This window comes from Mesorhizobium sp. LMG17149 (assembly GCF_024518695.1).
GTDB lineage: Bacteria > Pseudomonadota > Alphaproteobacteria > Rhizobiales > Rhizobiaceae > Mesorhizobium.
Map to the genome: position 1 here is coordinate 637,357 of NZ_JANIFL010000001.1, position 19,712 is coordinate 657,068.

12 protein-coding genes are annotated in these 19,712 nt (G+C 64.1%); 10 read left to right on the forward strand and 2 right to left on the reverse strand.

Annotated elements, in window-relative coordinates; translation table 11 throughout:
* Window positions 1–6 precede the first annotated feature (6 nt).
* The 8 genes from NP945_RS03030 (at window position 7) to NP945_RS03065 (ending at window position 9,162) form a co-directional block, all read left to right on the forward strand.
* Window positions 7–2,418, forward strand: a complete 2,412-nt coding sequence (locus tag NP945_RS03030; protein WP_256745531.1) for a circularly permuted type 2 ATP-grasp protein — start codon at window positions 7–9, stop codon at window positions 2,416–2,418.
* A gap of 66 nt (window positions 2,419–2,484) precedes the next feature.
* Window positions 2,485–3,369: a transglutaminase family protein gene (locus NP945_RS03035; RefSeq protein WP_127270501.1), complete on the forward strand. Its 885-nt coding sequence runs from the start codon at window positions 2,485–2,487 to the stop codon at window positions 3,367–3,369.
* Between the two features lie 143 nt (window positions 3,370–3,512).
* Window positions 3,513–4,079 (forward strand): glycosyltransferase family A protein, encoded by a 567-nt coding sequence (locus NP945_RS03040; protein WP_256745532.1) that lies wholly within the window; start codon window positions 3,513–3,515, stop codon window positions 4,077–4,079.
* Window positions 4,040–4,450, forward strand: a complete 411-nt coding sequence (locus NP945_RS03045; RefSeq protein WP_256745533.1) for a hypothetical protein — start codon at window positions 4,040–4,042, stop codon at window positions 4,448–4,450. Before NP945_RS03040 ends, NP945_RS03045 begins: the two co-directional genes overlap by 40 nt.
* Window positions 4,451–4,549: 99 nt before the next feature.
* Window positions 4,550–5,656, forward strand: coding sequence for a DNA topoisomerase IB (locus NP945_RS03050; protein ID WP_127395691.1), 1,107 nt, complete (start codon window positions 4,550–4,552; stop codon window positions 5,654–5,656).
* A 108-nt stretch (window positions 5,657–5,764) separates the two neighbouring features.
* A complete protein-coding gene (locus tag NP945_RS03055) occupies window positions 5,765–6,139 on the forward strand; it encodes a YciI family protein (protein ID WP_256745534.1) in 375 nt (124 codons plus the stop codon).
* Window positions 6,136–7,410 carry an RNA polymerase sigma factor gene (locus NP945_RS03060; protein ID WP_127270094.1) on the forward strand — a complete coding sequence of 425 codons (1,275 nt, stop codon included), beginning with the start codon at window positions 6,136–6,138 and terminating at the stop codon, window positions 7,408–7,410. The genes NP945_RS03055 and NP945_RS03060 overlap by 4 nt, the downstream gene beginning before the upstream one ends.
* Window positions 7,411–7,647: 237 nt before the next feature.
* The gene (locus NP945_RS03065; RefSeq protein WP_256745535.1) at window positions 7,648–9,162 is read left to right on the forward strand and encodes an aldehyde dehydrogenase family protein; all 1,515 of its coding nucleotides are present in this window, start codon (window positions 7,648–7,650) and stop codon (window positions 9,160–9,162) included.
* 46 nt (window positions 9,163–9,208) lie between these two features.
* On the opposite strand, the gene NP945_RS03070 is transcribed toward NP945_RS03065, so the two are convergent.
* Together NP945_RS03070 and NP945_RS03075 are read right to left on the reverse strand one after the other, a co-directional pair.
* A complete protein-coding gene (locus NP945_RS03070) occupies window positions 9,209–10,075 on the reverse strand; it encodes a hypothetical protein (RefSeq protein WP_256745536.1) in 867 nt (288 codons plus the stop codon).
* Window positions 10,076–10,229: 154 nt separating this feature from the next.
* Complete coding sequence (locus NP945_RS03075; RefSeq protein ID WP_256745537.1) at window positions 10,230–11,102, reverse strand: hypothetical protein; 873 nt, start codon at window positions 11,100–11,102, stop codon at window positions 10,230–10,232.
* A gap of 446 nt (window positions 11,103–11,548) precedes the next feature.
* Here NP945_RS03075 and NP945_RS03080 point away from each other — a divergent pair, with 446 nt between their 5' ends.
* Both NP945_RS03080 and NP945_RS03085 read left to right on the forward strand, forming a co-directional pair.
* Complete coding sequence (locus NP945_RS03080; protein ID WP_256745538.1) at window positions 11,549–13,255, forward strand: ShlB/FhaC/HecB family hemolysin secretion/activation protein; 1,707 nt, start codon at window positions 11,549–11,551, stop codon at window positions 13,253–13,255.
* Window positions 13,256–13,265: 10 nt separating this feature from the next.
* Window positions 13,266–19,709 carry an MBG domain-containing protein gene (locus tag NP945_RS03085; protein ID WP_256745539.1) on the forward strand — a complete coding sequence of 2,148 codons (6,444 nt, stop codon included), beginning with the start codon at window positions 13,266–13,268 and terminating at the stop codon, window positions 19,707–19,709.
* Window positions 19,710–19,712 lie beyond the last annotated feature (3 nt).

Consider the following 19,712-nt stretch of genomic DNA (forward strand, 5'->3'; position numbering starts at 1 on the left):
TCAGCGATGGCAAAGGGGAATCACAAGAGGGGACGCGGCAAGCCGCAGACCCACAGCCTGCTGGAGCACTACCAGCCGATCGACGGCGTCGTCGACGAGATGGTCGATGCGTCAGGCAATCCTCGCCCGGCCTGGAAGCATTTTGTCGAGGCGCTCGAGGAACTTGGCGCTGAAAAGCTCGGCCAGCGCTTTGCCCGCGCCGACCAGTATCTGCGCGATGCCGGCGTCTATTACCGCGTCTATGACAAGGCCGGTGCCAATGAGCGCGAATGGCCGCTGGCGCATGTCCCGGTTCTCATCGAGGAGAGCGAGTGGGCGGCGATCAGCGCCGGCCTCGTGCAGCGCGCCGACCTGTTCGAGGAAACCATCGCCGATATCTACGGGCCGAACCGGCTGGTCGAGAAAGGCATCCTGCCGGCGGGATTGATCGCCGCCAGCCCGGAATATTTGCGGCCTGTCGTCGGCACCAGGCCGGCCGGCGGCCACTTCCTTCATTTCTGCGCCTTCGAACTCGGCCGCGGGCCTGATGGCCGATGGTGGGTGCTGGGCGATCGCACGCAGGCGCCGTCCGGCGCCGGTTTCGCACTGGAAAACCGCGTCGCCACCACACGCGCGCTGTCCGACATCTATGGCGAGATGCATGTGCACCGCCTTGCCGGCTTTTTCCGCCGTTTTCGCGACGCGCTGATCGGCATGGCCAAGGAAACCGACGGCCGCGTCGCCATCCTGACGCCGGGGCCGCTCAACGAAACTTATTACGAGCACGCCTACATCGCCCGCTACCTCGGCATCATGCTGCTCGAAGGCGAGGATTTGACCGTCTCCGGCAGCCGGCTGATGGTGCGCACAGTTTCCGGCCTGATGCCGATCAGCGTGTTGTGGCGGCGGCTCGACGCCGCCTTCGCCGATCCGCTCGAACTGCGCGCGGATTCGCAGATCGGCACGCCGGGCCTGGTCGAGGCGATACGCCAGGGCGCGGTTGCTGCCGTCAACGCGCTGGGCTCCGGCCTGATGGAGACGCGCGCGCTGCTTGCCTTCCTGCCCAAGATTTCACGGGCCTTGCGGGGCGAGGAATTGCTGCTGCCAAGCGTCGCGACATGGTGGTGCGGGCAAGCAACCGAACGCACCCATGTGCTGGCCAACATCGATCGCATGGTGATCGGGCCGGCGCTGTCGACGAGGCTTGCCTTTGAGGACGACGATTCAACGAAGCTAGGCTCGGCTCTGTCGGCCGGGGAGCGGGCGGAACTGGTGGCGCGCATTGAACGTGATGGCGGCGATTTCGTCGGCCAGGAAGCGGTGACGCTTTCGACGACGCCCGTCTATGTCGGCGGCTGGCTGGAGCCGCGGCCAGCCAGCCTGCGCGTCTACCTGGCGCGAACGCCGGAAGGCTGGACGGTGATGCCGGGCGGTTTTGCCCGTATCGGCCTGTCGCTCGACCCGACGGCGATCGCCATGCAGCGTGGCGGCCAGGCGGCGGATGTCTGGGTTGTCAGCGACAAACCGGTGGAGCGCGAGACGCTGCTGCCGCAGGAAGGCGACAGTTTCAGCCGCACCAGGCCCGGCAGCCTGCCCAGTCGCGCGGCGGAGAACCTGACCTGGCTCGGCCGCTATATCGAGCGCTCGGAAGACACGGTGCGCATCCTGCGCGCCTACCATGTGCGGCTCGCCGAAACCTCCGACCCGGATATGCCGCTGCTCGCCGACATCAGGGATTATCTCGAACCTTTCGGCATCGATGTGGAGACGGCGATCCCGTCAGGGCTGATCGGCACGCTGGATAGTGCGGTCTACAGCGCCGGGCAGATCCGCGACCGCTTCTCGCCCGATGGCTGGCTGGCGCTGAAGGACCTGTCGAAAACCATCCATCAGTTCGCAACGACGGTCGCGCCCGGCGACGACGCGACCCGGGCGATGACGGTCATCCTGCGCAAGCTCGCCGGCTTTTCCGGCCTGCTGCACGAGAACATGTACCGCTTCGCCGGTTGGCGCTTCCTCGAGATCGGCCGCCGGCTGGAGCGCGGTATCCAGATCTCCCGCACGCTGGCGCGGCTGACCAGCGCCAAGGCGCCGGACGGCGCGCTCGATATGATGCTGGAGATCGGCGACAGCGTGATGACCCATCGCCGCCAATATCCGGTGCAGGCCGGTCGGCGCACGGTGATCGACCTGCTGGCGCTCGATCCGCTTAACCCGCGCTCCATCCTGTTCCAACTTGAAAGGCTGAAGGCCGAAATCGGCCTGTTGCCGTCGCTCGGCGGGGAGGGGCAAATGTCGCCGGCGGCGAAGGAAATCCTGCAGCTCAACACCCAGATCGCCATCAAGGAGCCTTCGGATATGACGGCAAAGGCGCTGGACGACCTCGCCTTTGAAATCGGCGGCCTCTACAACAGCCTCGCCAAAGCCTATTTCGGCTAAGCAGGTTCCGCAAAAGTGTCGCACGGTTTTGCGACAAGAACCTGCGCAAAGGCAGAAAAATAGAACATGCTCTACGACATCAGGCTTCATCTGCATTACGATTACGCTGCGGCGGCCGGCGGCGGTCGTCATCAGGTGCGCGTACTGCCGTCGACGATATCAGGCGTGCAGCGTGTCATCGCCGCATCCCTGTCCTTTGCGCCGGCACCCAACGAACGTTCCGACTTTTCCGATTTCTTCGGCAACAACGTCACCTCGATCGCCTTTCGCGACGCGCATGACGCGCTCGACATCAGGATGAGCGCCCGCGTGTCGGTGTCTCGGCCCGAGCCCGGGCTCGACGTGTCGCCCGATATCGCCCGGCTGAGGCAGGAGCTCGCCGCGATGCGGTCTCTGGCACCTGATGCACCGCACCACTTCCTGACGGCCAGCACCCATGCCGGCATCGACGATGCGATCACCGCTTACGCACGCGACAGCATCGCCGGCTCTGCCGCCGGCACGGCCGTGAGCCTGTGCAATCGCATCCATCGCGATTTCACCTATGACGGCGAAGCGACAACGGTGCGGACCCGGGCCAGTGATGCCTTCAAGTTGAAGCGCGGCGTCTGCCAGGACTTTTCACACATCATGATCGCCGGCCTGCGCGGGCTCGGTATTCCGGCCGGCTATGTCAGCGGCTTCTTGCGCACCATCCCGCCGAAGGGCAAGCCCCGGCTGGAAGGCGCCGATGCCATGCATGCCTGGGTCAAGGTCTGGTGCGGGCGCGATGCGGGCTGGCAGGAATTCGATCCGACCAACGGCATGCGGGCCAGCAACGACCATATCACCGTCGGCCACGGCCGCGACTATTCGGACGTGGCGCCGATCGTCGGCGTGCTCAAGACCACGGGGGGACAGGTTGGCGAGCAAGCTGTCGACGTCATTCCGGTCGTGCTCGAAAGAGCCTGAAGTAGGTCGTACACGCAGCGGTATTTGCGCCGCAATTCGGGATGGACAAGACTGCTTCTCAAATACCGATGCGGCCGCTAGTCTGTATTCGTTTCGGGGTGACGGTAGTTGTATCCTCAAGCGCATGGCGCGAGGTTTTGTAATTGAGAGCAATCAGCGTCGTCATTCCTGCCTGTAACGCGGCGGCGACCATTGCTGCAACGCTGGCATCGCTACGCAGCGAGGCCGAGATCATCGGCGAGATATTGCTGGTCGACGATGCGTCGACCGATGGCACGGCAACCATCGCGCGGGAGGCCGCGGCACAACTCTCGTTGCCGCTGCGCGTGCTGTCGGCCAAATGCCGCGATGCAGGCGGTGCCCGCAATTTGGCGCTGGCCGAAGCGGTCTATTCCTGGGTCTACCTGATCGATGCCGACGACCTGCATCTGCGGGGCGGGTTGCGCGCACTGCTCCGCAAGGCCCGGGAGCAGCCGGAGGCCGACATGATCGTGGGTGCCTACCGGCGACGGGTGAACGGCCAGGACCGGCAGATCAAGATGCCGAACGGCTATCAGGCTGCGTGCCTGGCAAATGCCTCGGCCTATGTGAAAGGCGACATACGTTCGGTCGCCGTGGGCAGCGTTCTGGCATCGCGGACCCTGATCGGCGAGACGCGGTTCCCATCGGAATGGCCTATGACGAGGACACGCTGTTCTGGGCACGGCTGATGAGCAAGGCATCGCTCGCCATGGTCTCGCAACCTGTCATGGTCTATGAGGTTTCGCCGGTACGTTCCGATGACCGCTTTGCCCTCAACCCGGTGCGGCGCTTTCTGGACTGGCGCCGGGAACTGCGCACACTCACCGACTGCAACATCCCGTTGTCGGCGCTCAAGGCCAGGGAAGGGCTTGTCGCCCTCAAGATCGCCCGGGTCCACTATGCGCGCGGTGATCTGGGCACCGCGGCGCGCTTCCTGGCGGTAGCCGCGGCCGCGCCGAAGCGGCGATCAGAAGCTTGGCGCTGCCTGCGCTACAGGTTCAAGCTCGCGGCGCGGCGGCGTTTGTCGGCGCCGCCGATCAAGCTGCAAGGCGCTCTGTAGGCGCCGGCCAGCGCGATATCGGCGCGAGGCGCTTTTCGGACGGCGGGTGGAACCAGGGGTCGGCCAGTGGCTTATCTACGGAATTCGCGTGGAGCCGACATGTTGCAAAAATCCGGATTGTCGCCCAGCCGACCGGCTGGCGAGGACGCTGTATCGCCAGATGGTGCGCCCAAAAACGGGGCACAAAGCTCGGCCGACCATGCGTCGCTTAGCTATGTCAGTGATGCCGAGCCCGGTATCCGGCGGCTGAAAACAGGCAAGGGGTTCTCCTACAAGGGACCGGACGGAGGAACAGTTTCGGCCACTACTAGGGCCCGCATCGAGGCGATCGTCATTCCGCCGGCCTGGACGGATGTGTGGATTTCGCCGGACGCGGACGGCCATATCCAGGCAACCGGCAGGGACCAGCGCGGACGCAAGCAATATCGCTATCATCCGCAATGGGCCGAAGAGCGCGATGGTGCCAAATATTCGAGCCTGGTTGCTTTCGCCGAGAGCCTGCCGGACCTGCGGCACAGGATCGACAGCGATCTGCGCCGTCGTGGCCTGCCGTTCGAGCGTGTCGTCGCCGCGGTCGTCTGGCTGCTCGACAACACGATGATCCGCGTCGGCAATGCCGCCTACGCCCGCGACAACAAGAGTTTCGGGCTGACCACGTTGCGCGACCGGCATGTGGATATTGTCGGTTCAAGCCTGCGCTTTGCCTTCAAGGGCAAGTCGGGCAAGGAGTGGAAGCTGAAGCTGGTCGACCGCCGCATCGCCAGGATTGTGCGCGGCGCGCAGGACCTGCCAGGCCAGAAGCTGTTCCAGTATCTCGATGAGGATGGCAACAGGCGGCCGGTCCGCTCCGAGGACGTCAACCGCTATATCCGTGAGGCGGTCGGTGACGCCTTCAGTTCGAAGCATTTCCGCACCTGGGGCGGCACCATTCACGCCGCGTCGCTGTTTGCCCAAACGGAACTGCCGCAAAGCCAGGCGCAGCGAAACAGGGCGATGAACAGCGTCATCGACAAGGTTGCCGAGCGGCTGGGCAATACGCGTGCCGTCTGCCGCAAATGCTATATCCATCCGCGGGTCTTCGAAGCGTGGTCCGAAGGGCGGTTGCTGAATGAAATGGCGCAAGCCAACAAACGCAAACGCTCCATCGATGGTCTCGATGACGAGGAAGCTCTCGTGCTGCGATGGCTGAAACTGGGAGAAAGCTGACCGGCGCGGCTGGCCGTGGCCAAATCCGTCCACATCTGGATTTTTTTATCGACGTCGTGTCGGGATCGGTCTTACTGTTTCGTCCTTTGACAGAGAAAAGGACCAGCCATGTTCTACGCAATCCTCTGCTATGCCTCCGAAGATGTCGTCTGCTCCTGGAGCAAGGCACAGGACGATGAGGTCATGGCCAATCTCCTCGACGTTCAGGACAAGTACGCCAAGGCTGGTCGGCTCGGCCCGGTGGCACGGCTTCTGCCGACGACCGCCGCGACGACCCTGAGAAAGGTCAAGGGCGAATCGGTCGTCATCGACGGGCCGTTCGCCGAGACCAAGGAACAGTTCCTCGGCTTCTACACGCTCGAATGCGCCGATCTCGACGAGGCGGTGGAGTTCGCTCGCGAGCTTTCCGAAGTCAACCCGAGCGGCGGCTCCTATGAGATCCGGCCGGTCTCGATCTTCAATCCCGCCAAGGTTTCCGCATGACCGAGATGGCCTGGATAAGCTCCGCGATCAGCGCCGCCCGCCCGCAGGCGATGGGTGCGCTGCTGCGTTATTTCCGCGATCTCGATACGGCGGAGGAAGCTTTCCAGGACGCGTGCCTCAGGGCGCTGAAGAACTGGCCGCAGAACGGGCCGCCGCGCGACCCGGCGGCGTGGCTGATCTTCGTCGGCCGCAACAGCGGCATCGATGCGGTGCGCAAGCGCGCCAAGCAGGCGCCGATGCCGGAGGAAGACCAGGTTTCGGATCTGGAGGACGCCGAGAGCGATATCGCAGAGCGGCTGGACGGGGCGCACTACCGCGACGACATATTGCGGCTGCTGTTCATCTGCTGCCATCCTGATCTGCCGGCAACGCAGCAGATCGCGGTGGCGCTGCGCATCGTCTCCGGTCTTACGGTCAAGCAGATCGCGCGCGCCTTCCTGGTTGGCGAAAGCGCCATGGAGCAGCGCATCACTCGCGCCAAGGCGCGCATTGCGGACGCCGGCGTGCCGTTCGAGACGCCGGGCGCGGTCGAGCGGTCGGAACGGCTCGCCGCCGTCGCCGCCATGGTCTACTTGGTCTTCAACGAGGGCTATTCTACCAACAGCGGCGAGGCGCCGGCCCGCGCACCGCTGTGCGAGGAGGCGATCCGGCTGGCACGGCTCCTGCTGCGGTTGTTCCAGACCGAGCCGGAGATCATGGGGCTGACGGCGCTGTTGCTTCTGCAGCATGCGCGCGCACCGGCCCGTTTCGACGAGAGCGGCGAGATCGTGCTGCTCGAAGACCAGGATCGCAGCCTGTGGAGCCGCAAGATGATCGATGAGGGGCTGGCGCTGGTCGACAAGGCGCTACGCCATCGCAAGCCCGGCCCCTACCAGGTGCAAGCGGCGATTGCCGCACTGCACGCGCGGGCCGAAAAAGCCGAGGATACCGACTGGAACGAGATCGACCTGCTCTATCGCTTGCTGGAGCAGATGCAGCCGTCGCCGGTGGTCACGCTCAACCGGGCTGTCGCGGTCTCGAAGGTGCGTGGCCCGGCAGAGGCGCTGGCCATGATCGAGCCGCTGGAAGAACGGCTTTCCGGCTATTTCCATTTTTTCGGCCTCAAGGGGGGCCTCTTGATGCAGCTCGACCGGGGCGACGAGGCGCGCGTCGCCTTCGACCGCGCCATAGCGCTTGCGAACACGGCGGCGGAAGCAGCTCATATCCGCATGCATATCGACCGGCTGATCAGGGACGGTGCGGTACGCCCACCGGCCAAGAAGGCAAACTGAGCGCCATCTGCCCCATCTGGCTCAATCGTGCAGTTTGGGCTTAGACCATGCCGGGGTGGTGATTTTCCCTTGAAACGAGTAATGCCACGCGATGATCGTGCCTGAGGTGCCTTTGTGCACGCGGGCAGCATGGCGCCAGGCTTTGACCGGCATGCCTTTTGTGCATGTCGTTGTTCCAAAACCGGGGGCACTTTTGGCGACATGCATTATGAGCGACGGGATATGAAAGGGACAAGAATGACGATAGGCAAGGAAACGACCGAACTGCTGGCGAAACTGGGTGTGGCCGAGGAGACGCTTGTCGGCGGCGACCTGATCGTGCGCAGCCCGGTGACGGGCGAGCAGATCGCGGCGCTGAGGACGATCTCGCCGGCCGAAGCGGCTAAGACCATCGATGCCGCGCACAAGGCCTTCCAGGCCTGGCGCATGGTGCCCGGCCCGCGGCGTGGCGAACTGGTGCGGCTGCTCGGCGAGGAGCTGCGTACGCACAAGGCCGAGCTTGGCCGGCTGGTCTCGATCGAGGTCGGCAAGATCCCGTCCGAGGGGCTCGGCGAAGTGCAGGAGATGATCGACATCTGCGATTTCGCCGTAGGCCTCTCCCGGCAATTGTACGGCCTGACCATCGCCACCGAGCGCCCGGGCCATCGGATGATGGAAACCTGGCATCCGCTCGGCGTCGTCGGCGTCATTTCCGCCTTCAACTTCCCGGTGGCCGTGTGGTCGTGGAATGCAGCCCTGGCACTGGTCTGCGGCGACGCAGTGGTGTGGAAGCCGTCGGAAAAGACGCCGCTGACCGCACTTGCCTGCGAGGCTATCTTCAAGCGTGCGGTCGAGCGCTTCGGCGCGGACGCACCTGATGGCCTGGCGCCGGTGCTGATCGGCGACCGCGCCGTCGGCGAGATCCTGGTCGATCACCCCAAAGTGCCGCTGGTTTCGGCAACCGGCTCGACCCGCATGGGCCGCGACGTCGGCCCGCGGCTGGCCAAGCGCTTTGCGCGCGCGGTGCTGGAACTCGGCGGCAACAATGCCGGCATCGTCTGCCCGACCGCCGATCTCGACATGGCGCTGCGCGCGATTGCGTTTGGAGCGATGGGCACGGCCGGCCAGCGCTGCACGACGCTGCGGCGCCTGTTCGTGCATGACAGCGTCTACGACGCCTTGGTTCCGCGCCTCAAGAAGGCTTACGAGAGTGTGTCTGTCGGCAATCCGCTGGAGACCTCCTCGCTGGTCGGGCCGCTGATCGACAAGGCGGCCTTCGACGCCATGCAGAAGGCGCTGAAGGAAGCCGCTGCCCATGGCGGCAAGGTGACCGGCGGCACGCGGGTCGAGAACGGCCATCCGGATGCGTACTACGTGCACCCGGCGCTGGTCGAAATGCCAAGCCAGGTGTCACCGGTGACGGAAGAGACCTTCGCGCCGATCCTCTACGTGATGAAATATTCGGACTTCGACGCGGTGCTCGACGAGCACAATGCCGTGGGGGCAGGCCTGTCCTCGTCGATCTTCACCCGAGACCTGCAGGAATCCGAGCGTTTCCTGGGTGTCGACGGATCGGATTGCGGCATTGCCAATGTCAACATCGGTACCTCGGGCGCCGAGATCGGCGGTGCCTTTGGCGGCGAAAAGGAAACCGGGGGCGGCCGCGAGAGCGGCTCCGACGCATGGAAGGCCTATATGCGGCGCGCTACAAACACGGTGAACTATTCCAAGGCGCTGCCGCTCGCCCAGGGCGTGTCGTTCGATATCGACTGAAAGGCTCGCCGGCTTGGGCATCCCCGCACGGGGGATGCCGCACCGGTTAGCTGCCTGCCGGCGAGTCGAAGGCCTTGACGAACGCGGCATCGATGATAGCCAGCTTGACGGCCTGGGCGGTCATGTATTCCCGGTAGAAATCGCCCGACACCCACATCACCGAATTGCCGCGCTGGCCAAGCCAGCCAACGCTGCCGAGGTCTTCAGCATCCCGCAGTTTGCGTGCCAGGTGGGTTCGCGACAGCTTGAGCCATTTGGCGAAATCGCCGATCGAGACGACGCCGGTCGGTATTTCAGCGAGGCCGGCATGGTCGGGATCGACGCCCGATATCAGCCAGTCCATGACGACGCCGCCATTGTTGAGCCAGGTGAACAGCGAAAAGGTCTGCCTGGGCTCGCGCACGGGGCTGGAGGAGATCAGGCCGTCGGCCACCAGCGGCTGCACCCTGGCGAGAGCATCGGGCCGCTCCAGAAACGTCGCCAGACGGTTCGCACCGTCGAGACTGTCCAGCGTGTGCAGGTGCGCCATCATCCAGCCGGCAACCGTCTCCAGCGTGTTCACCGTTGGCTGAATGGGGCGGATGCGGCCGTCCTGTGTTGCCGGCAGGTGCTCGATGAAATTGTAATGCAGCATCTCCTTGAGGAAGGCGTCGGCGGTGTTGCGGCTGGCGACGGAATTCTCCCGGATGACGTCGATGAAACGCGCCGCCGTCAACAGCTTGCGGTAGTCATCGGGCTCCCGTCTGAAATGCAGGGCAAGGCCGATATGCGCCATCAACCAGCGCTGCTGGGTGGCAAATATCGAGGCAAGCCTCGGGTTCATCCCATAGGCCTGGATCATCGCCTGCGCCTGGGCACGGACACAGCGATGCAATGCCGGGTGACCGGCAATATGGTCAAAGGTCTGCGTCATTCCCCCCATGCTCCGATCCAGCCTTACGGCCACGAAGACGCAGATCACATTCTCAGCCTTCACGGCCCGTGTCCAGACGCGCCCTGTCTATAACAGGTTATGATCGCCAGGAGACAATGTTCTCGGTCCGGGCAGATGTCGATCGCGCCGACCCTCAGCGGTCTTCCGGGACTGGAAAACAGGCGGCGAATGCCGCATCGACAATGGCCAGCTTGGCGGCCTGGACGGTCATGTACTCCTGGTAGAAGGTGTTCGACACCCACATCACCGAATGGCCGCGCTGGCCGAGCCAGCCGATGCTACCGAGTTCCTCGGCAGCGCGCAGCTTGCGGGCGAGGTGGGTCCGCGACAGCTTGAGCCATCTGGCGAAATCTCCGATCGAAACCACGCTGGTCGGAATCCGGTCCAGGCCGGCATGATCGGGGTCGATGCCCGACATCAGCCAGTCCATGACGATGCCGCCATTGTTGAGCCAGATGAACAGGGAAAAGGTCTGGTTGGGCTCACGCACCGGCTTGGAGGCAAGCAGGCCGTCCGCCACCAGAGGCTGCAGCCTGGCAACCATGTCGGGCCGCTCCAGGAACCTGGCCAGCCGGTCGGCACCATCGAGATGATCCAGCGTCTGCAGATGAGCAAGGACCCAGCCGGTGAAAGTCTGCACGGTTGCCGCCGTTGGCTGCAAGGGGTGCGTGCGCCCGTCGCCACCCGAAACATACTCGGCGACATGATAGTGCAGCATCTCCTTGATGAAAGCGTCCGCCGTGTTGCGGCTGGCCACCGCGTGCTGGTGTACGAACTCGATGAAACGCGATACCGTCAGCTCCTTGCGGCGGTCGTGCGGATCGCGCCTGAAATGCATGGCAAGGCCGACATGACCCATCAGCCAACGCTGCTGCGTGGCGAAAATGGAAGCCAGTCGCGGGCTCGTTTCATAGATGTCGATCAGCGCCAACGACTGTGCCTGGACACAGCGATGCAGGGCCGGATGGCCGGCAATGTCTTCCAGATTCAGTGCCTTCCTCCTCATGTTCCGAGTTAACTCCAACAGCGGAGTCGCGTCCACATTTTCCAGCCTTCGACAGCTGTGTCCAGAGGCACCGAATGCGAAGAGCAAGCCCAACCCGAACATGGGGCCGGCCACGACCGGTTCATGGTGGGGTCCGCTAACCGGTTGCTACGCCTTGGAAAACCCCTCCCAATAATAGTCAGCCGGACGGCCGCCCGTTGAATTGACGTTCACCAGAGCGCGGCATAGTTTCCGCGACATCCGAGCGGCGGGGGCACGCCTTCCCGGAAATGAGTTCGAAAGCAGATGCCAATTAACGAGCGATGAAATCTCGCGCGGTGGCGAAGCTTTGCCGAACTCTACCTCGAAGGACGAGTGATTGAGTGAAGTATACAAGCAAGATCGCGGTTGGCAGGGATAACGACTGTCACCCAGTTTTCGGTGAGCTGGCAGCCCGTGGGGGATGGTTGATCCTGCTTGTTGCCTCGGCGTGCCTGTGGCTTCAAGCCGGCGCATTCGCGCAGACAGCCAGCCAGATCACGCCGCCCAGCTTTCGGCCGCCGCCGGCAGCCAACACGGCAGGTGTTTCCATTCCCGAAGGTGTGGGCCTCGAAGCGCCGGCGGGTGCCGGGAAGCTCAAGGTCAAGCTCGGGGATGTCAGCGTCGAAGGCGGCTTGCCCGACATGGCTGGCGTAACACGCAAGATCGTTGCCGGCCTTGCGCACCGCACGGTGACGGCGGCGGAAATCTTTGCCGCGGCGCGAAAACTCGAAACCGAATATGGACGGGCCGGCTATGCGCTGGTGCGGGTGGTGCTGCCGGCGCAGAAGCTCAACGACGGCGCAAGACTCCGGCTGGTCGTCGTCGATGGCTTTCTCGAACGGATCGACACCAGCAATCTGCCCGAGCGCATACGCGGGCGGGTCGAGGCAACGCTGGCGCCGCTCGTTGGACAGAAAAGCATCAAGCTGTCGGCGATCGAACGCAAGCTGCTGCTGGCTGGCGATACGCCCGGCGCCCGGCTGCGCTCGACCTTGCAGGCAGGCTCGGCCAAAGGCGCAAGCGTGCTGGTCATCGACGGCAAATATCGCCCGATCGGCGGCCAAATGACCGGGGACAACTCGCTATCGCCATCGTTGCAGCGCTGGTCTACGGGCATCGGCGTCGATTTCAACTCATTGCTCGGCCTCGGCGAACTCGTCTATGTCAGGGCCGGCGGCTACCCCGATGGCGGCGAGAGCGGCCTGTTCACGGATGGCCCACGCAATCGCAACTATGCCGCCGGCATCGTCGTGCCGATCGGCTATGACGGGCTGACGCTCAACCTGGAAGCCAGCCGCACGCAGGCCAATCCGACAGCCGAGCCCGGCACGCTCGGCTTCGGCAGCGCTTTCGAGCGTTATTCGGCGCGGCTTCGCTATCCCTGGATACGCAGCCGCGCGCTTACGATCAGCACCGAACTGTCATTCGACGTGCAAAACGACACGCTCGACGCGGTGACGCCGATTTCGCTGCCGATCGCCGAGGACCGGCTGCGCATTGCCCGGCTCGGTCTCGACGGCACCTGGTTCACGCCGCTTGGCGGCGTCTTCATCGGCAATGTCGTGGCCTCGTTCGGCATTGACGGGCTCGGCGCGCGCTCGGCCGCCGATGCGACGCCGCTGCTGCCGCTGTCGCGCCAGGGCGCCGACGCCGCTTTCCAGAAACTGGAGGTCTCGGCCAGCTACAGCCAGCCGCTTTCCGCCCATCTCGGCGTCGATCTCTACGCCCGCGCGCAGACCTCGTTTGGCAAGCCGCTGCTGCAGTCCGAACAGATCGGGCTGGTCGGCGCGAACGGTCTGTCGAGCTTCGACGCCGGCGCGCTGCAGGGCGATTCCGGCTATGTGCTGCGCGGCGAGCTGTCCTCACCCTGGTACGTCCCGTTCACCGGCGGCATCGTTTCGTTGTCTCCCTACGTGTTCGGCGCTGTCGGCCAGGTGCATCTCGAAATGCCGACCGCGCTCGAGACGGCCAACATCGTCGGCGCGTCATACGGGCTTGGCCTTAAGGTCGGCACCGCGCTGGCGGGTGACGCGACCAACGCCAGCCTGACGCTGGAATGGGGCCGCCAGCATCGCGACGATCACCTGCCGACAAGCGATCGCTTTTCGCTCAGCGGCGCCGTCCAGTTCTAGAGAGATCACCATGCAGCGCCAAACCCTCTCACGGCGGCACCTTAACCGCACCGGCGCGCCGTTGATGGCGCTGCTTTTGACGTCGACGGCACTTGTCGGCTTCACGTCGGCGCGAGCACAGGAACTGCCGACAGGCGGCAGCGTCGCGTCCGGCGGTGTTACCATCGCCAATCCATCGTCGTCGCAACTGACCATCAGGCAGTCGACCAGTTCGGCGATCGTCAACTGGCAGAGTTTTTCCATCGGCGCCGGCGCGACAGTCAACATCGACCAGCCATCATCCTCGGCAACGATGCTGAACCGCGTCACCGGTGGCACTAAATCGACCATATCGGGCCAGCTCAACGCCAATGGCCAGGTGTTCCTGGTCAATCCCAACGGCATTGCCATCTCCAAGACCGGCAAGGTCAGTGCCGCCGGCTTCGTCGGCTCCTCGCTGGGCATCAGCGACGAGGATTTTGAGGCCGGAAAGCTGGAGTTCGAAGGCAATGGAGTTTCCGCTGCCGTCTCCAACCAGGGTGCGATCAGCATCGGGCGTGGCGGCTATGCCGCATTGATCGGTGGCAGCGTCGACAATGCCGGCTCGATCACCGTGCCGCTCGGCAAGGTCGGGCTCGGCTCGGGCGAGAAGGCGGCGCTCGATCTGTCCGGCGACGGCTTCTTGCAGGTCTCCGTGCCGACCAGGGCTGATGGCAGCAATGCGCTGGTCAGCAATTCCGGACGTATCAGTGCCGATGGCGGACTGGTCGAACTCAAGGCGGCGGCGGTGCGCAATGCAGCACGCCAGGCCGTCAACATGTCTGGCGTCATCGAGGCACGCAGTGTGTCAGGTCAATCCGGCGCCATCGTGCTTGGTGGTGATGAAGGCTCGGTCGAAATCACCGGCACGCTCGACGCTTCGGCCAAGGCCGGCGGCAAGGGCGGCAAGGTCACGGTCACCGGCCGCAAGCTGAAGCTCAAGGCCGCCAAGGTCGATGCCTCGGGCAAGGATGGCGGCGGCAGCGTCAGGATCGGCGGTGACAAGCAGGGCAAGGGCACCTTGCAACGCGCGATCACAATCGAGATCGATGCGAAGACGACAATCAGCGCCGATGCGACCGGCACCGGCGATGGCGGCACGGTCATCGTCTGGTCCGACGAGCAGACAAAGTTCGCGGGCAAGATTTCCGCACGTGGTGGCGATGACGGCGGCAATGGCGGCTTCGCGGAAGTGTCCGGCAAGCAGCGCCTCGACTTCACCGGTGAGGTCGATCTGCGCGCCCGCTTCGGCGATACCGGCGACCTTCTGCTCGACCCCTACAACGTCACCATCTCCAACGCTGCCGGCAACACCGGCGGCAGCATGTCCGCCAACACCGATGACAGCGTCATCAACGTCACCACGCTGCAGAACCTTCTCGCAACCGCAAACGTCACCATCTCAACCGGCAGCGGCGGTTCGCAGGCCGGCGACATCACCATTGCCGCGCCGATCAGCTGGAACACCAACACGCTGACGCTCAGCGCCTTTCATTCCATCGTCTTCAATGCGAACGCCACGATCGGCGGCGTCGGCGGGTTGACGCTGGTCACCAACAATGGCGGTACCGGCGGCACGATCTCCTATGCCTTGGGTGCATCGGCGACCTTCACCGGCACGCCCGGCGCCCAGGCGCTGTCGATCGACGGCCAGAGCTACACGCTGGTCTACGATGTCAACGGCCTGCAGGCGATCAACAGCGGCCTGACCGGCAGCTATGCGCTGGCCAAGAATATCGATGCCAGCAGCACGTTCAGCTGGAATAGCGGTCTCGGCTTCATATCGCTGGGCACCGACGGCAACAGCAATGTCCAGAATGGCGGCAACGGCTTTACCGGATCGTTCGACGGGCTAGGCCACACCGTCGACAGCCTGTCGGTGACGCAGTCCGCCGCCCAATATGTCGGCCTGTTCGGCTATATCGGCGCGGGCGGCCTGGTTCAGAATGTCGGCGCCACCAATGTGACGGTCCGGGGGTTCAGGACCCTCGGCGGGGTCGCCGGGTTCAATGCCGGCACGGTGGCCCAGAGTTATTCGACTGGTCGGCTGTTCACCACACAATACGGGTCCACCTCAGGTGGTCTGATCGGCGAGAACGATGGCGCACTCTCCGACAGCTTCTCGACAGTGGTCATCAACGCACGCGACACAAACACCGCCGGCGGCGCGGTAGGCTTCAATAATTTCGGCACCATTGATCGCGTCTATGCCATGGGCGCTGTCGATATCGGCAGCGGCGGCGCGGCGGTCGGCGGCCTCGTCGGATCGAATTATGGCTACTCGGGGGTCGGCGAGGGCGGCAGGATAACCGACAGCTATTCGACCGGCGCGGTCAGCGGCGGATGGAATGTCGGCGCGTTCATCGGCAACAACCTTTACGACGGCGTGGTCACGGGCGCGTACGACACTTCGACATCAGGCCCCTACAATACCACATCCATCGCCAAGCCTGCGATCGGCGGCGGCACCACCGGCCCCAATGTCAATGTCGTCGGCCTGTCGACCTCCAGCTTCCAGAATGGCGGCGCCAACGGACTGAGTGCCGCCTTTGGCGGCGGGACTGGCGGCCTCTATCCCTATCTGAAGAGCTTCTACCCCAATGGCGTCCAGGCGATCTCCGGAATTGCCTACAAGGATGCCGGCAACACGCCGCTGATTTCCGGTACCGGCCAGCCCTATTACACAAAGAATCCCGGGCTGGTGTCCGTCGTCTCCGGCGGCGTAAACCTCGGCACAGTCTCGACCGGCGTCAACGGCTACTACTATCTCGCTCTGCCGGCGGGCGCGGTCTCGAACTCGGTGCTCGCTTACACCGTTGCCGAAGCGGACTCGGGCGCCAAGAATAGCGTGACCTTCCGGACCGGCCTGTCCGGCAGCAATGTCTCGAACCTCAACGTCTATGGCGACTGGCGGCTCGACGAGACGGATGGCTCGATCGCTTCGCTATCGACGCTGAGCAGCGCCTATAGCGCGGCTATTGGGTCAACCTCTGTCGGCAGCCTGTCCTTCGCCAATCGCCAGATTGAAACCGCAGCAGCCACCTTCGCCCTCAACCAGGCGCTGTCGGTCGGCACCGGCACGATGGCGCTGTCGTCGAACGGCGTGGTGACGCAGACGAGTGGCCTGACGGCGGCGTCGCTGGTTCTCGGTGGCACGGGTAGCTTCACCCTGACCAACGCCGGCAACCAGATCGGCAACGTCGCCGGCAACGCCGGTTCCGTCGATCTGCGCGATGGCGCAAGCCTGACGATCGCCAGTGCTTCCACCGCCCGCGGGGTTACGGCGACCGGGGTGAACACCACCGGTTCGGTAAGGCTTCAGACGGCGGGCAATCTGACCATCGCGGCAAGTGCGACGATCAGCGGAACGGATCCGGTGCTCTCAGCCGCAGGACAATTCATCAACAGTCGCGGCAGCGATGCCGTCACCGCCACCAGCGGACGCTGGCTGGTCTATGCGGCAGCTCCCACCGGCAACAATTTCGGCAATCTCGACAGCGGCAACACCGCCATCTGGAACACGACCGCCGGCGGGGCGGTGAGCGCGACGGGCAACCGCTATGTCTTCGCCTATCAGCCGACACTGACGTTTACGTCCAACAGCGCGACCAAAACCTACGGCGACACCGCCCTGCCGGCACTGACCTATTCAGTGGCGGGCTATCAGGCGAGCGCGGTCGGCGCCTATCTCGGCGACACCGCCGCCACGACCTTCAGCGGCGGCCCAAGCGTCACGTCCGTCAACCCGCCGGGCAATACACAGGTCGGAGCAGGATCCTATGCAATCACCGTCGGCGCCGGCAATCTCGCGGCGTTGAGCGGCTATGGCTTCGCCTACAGCAGCACCGGCCTGCTCACCATCGGCAAACGCGCGGTAACGGTGACGGTGACGCCGGGCCAGAGCAAGATCTATGGCGATGCGAATCCGTCATCCTATGCGTACACCGTTTCGGATCTCGGCGCCGGCGTGGCTCTGGTCGGCACCCTCAACCGCACGGCCGGGAACAGTGCCGGCACTTACGCCATCAACCAGAACAGCATCACCAACGCTAACAATTCGAACTACGACATCACCTATGTCGGCGGCAGTTTCGCCATCGCCAAGCGCGCGATCACGGTCACGGCCGATGCCAAGAGCCGTATCTATGGCAACGCCAATCCGTCGCTGACCTACCAGCTGACATCAGGCAGTTTTGTCAATGGCGACAGCTTGGGCGGTTCGCTGACGACATCGGCGACCACGGCATCCGGTGTCGGCAGCTATGGCGTCACGCAGGGTACGCTCAACAACAACAATTATGCGATCACCTACGCCGGCGCCAATTTGTCGGTGACGCCGCGCGCGATCACGGTGACGGCGAATGCCAAGAGCCGTGCCTATGGCGATGCCAATCCGGCGCTGACCTATCAGCTGACATCAGGCAATTTCGTCAATGGGGACAGCCTGAGCGGTGCATTGGCAACAACAGCTACGACGGCATCCAGTGTCGGCAGCTACGGCATCACGCAAGGCACACTCGCCAACGGCAACTATGCGATCACCTATGTCGGCGCCAATCTGTCGGTGGCGAAGCGCGCCATCACGGTGACAGCCGATGCCAAGAGCCGCATCTATGGCGATGCCAACCCAGCGCTGACCTATCAGCTGACCACGGGCAATTTCGTCAATGGCGACAGCCTGAGCGGCGCGCTCGCAACAGCGGCCACGACAGCATCTGGTGTCGGCAGTTACAGCATTACGCAAGGCACACTCGCCAACAGCAACTATGCGATCAGCTATGCCGGCGCCAATCTGGCGGTGACGAAACGGGCGATCACGGTGACGGCCGATGCCAAGAGCCGTGTTTATGGCGATGCCAACCCGGCGTTGACCTATCAGCTGACCGCAGGCAATTTCGTCAATGGCGACAGCCTGAACGGTGCGCTGGCGACCTCGGCAACGACAGCATCCGATGTCGGCAGCTACGGCATCACGCAGGGCACGCTCGCCAACAGCAACTACGCGATCAGCTATGTCGGCGGAAACCTGTCAGTGACGCCGCGCGCGATTACGGTGACGGCCGATGCCAAGAGCCGTGTCTATGGCGATGACAATCCAACGCTGACCTATCAACTGACCTCGGGCGATTTCGCCAATGGCGACAGCCTGAGTGGTGCGTTGGCAACGACCGCCGCAGCATCATCCGATGTCGGCGGCTACAGCATCACCCAAGGCACGCTTGCCAACGGAAATTACGCCATCAGCTATATCGGCGCGGATCTTTCGGTGACGCAGCGCGCGATCACGGTGACGGCCGATGCGGGCCAGAGCAAGATCTACGGGGACGGAGATCCGCTGTCTTACGGCTACGGAGTATCCGATCTCGGCAGCGGCGCAGCGCTGACCGGCACGCTTGATCGCGCCGAGGGCGAGAATGTCGGGACCTATGCCATTGGCCGCGGCACCCTCACCGATGCGGCCAACGCCAACTACGACATCACCTATGTCGGCGCCGGTTTCAGCATCGGCAAGCGATTCGTGACCGTCACTGCCAGCTCGGGCCAGGGCAAGACCTACGGCAATGCCGATCCGTCGTCCTATGGCTACACCTTCACCGATCTCGGCAGTGGTGCGGCGCTGGTTGGCGCTCTCCACCGCACTCCCGGTGAAGATGTCGGCGCCTATCAGATCGGGCAGGGCACACTCGCCAATGCGGCCAATTCGAACTACGACATCAGCTATGTCGGCGCCGATTTCAGCATCGGCAGGCGTGCCGTGACCGTCACGGCCAATTCGGGCCAGGGCAAGATTTACGGCGATGCCGATCCGTCGTCCTATGGCTACACCAGCACCGATCTCGGCAGTGGTGAGGCGTTGGTCGGCGCTCTCGATCGCGCCTTGGGAGAGAACGCGGGAGCCTACGCGATCGGCCAGGGCACGCTCACCGACAGCGCCAATTCGAACTACGAGATCAGCTATGCCGGTGCCGACTTCAGCATTGGCAAGCGGACGATCACCATAGTGGCGGATGCGCAGAGCCGGCCGCAGGGCATGCCCAATCCGCCACTCACCTATTCGATCGGCGGTCTGGGGTTGGTCAACGGGGATACGTTTCTTGGCGCGCTCTCGACTGGGGCGACACACGCTAGCCCTCCTGGCAACTACGCCATCGAACAGGGAAGCCTGACCCTCTCGGCCAACTATGAGCTGACCTATGTCGGTGCCGATCTGGTGGTCTCGCCGCCCAACACCGTGCCGGCACCGGATGCGGCCAGCACGGTCGCGTACAACGCCGATGCCCACGCTGCTGGCGGGCCGGCTCCGGTTTTTTTCACCGGACAGCCGGTGGATGGCGATGCGCAAACGCTGGTCGAAGACCCGCGGCTTGATGGCCCCGCCTTCTGCCAGGGCGTGGCGGACGCAGCTTCCGTCTGCAGCGTTGCCTCGATCCGGTAGGAA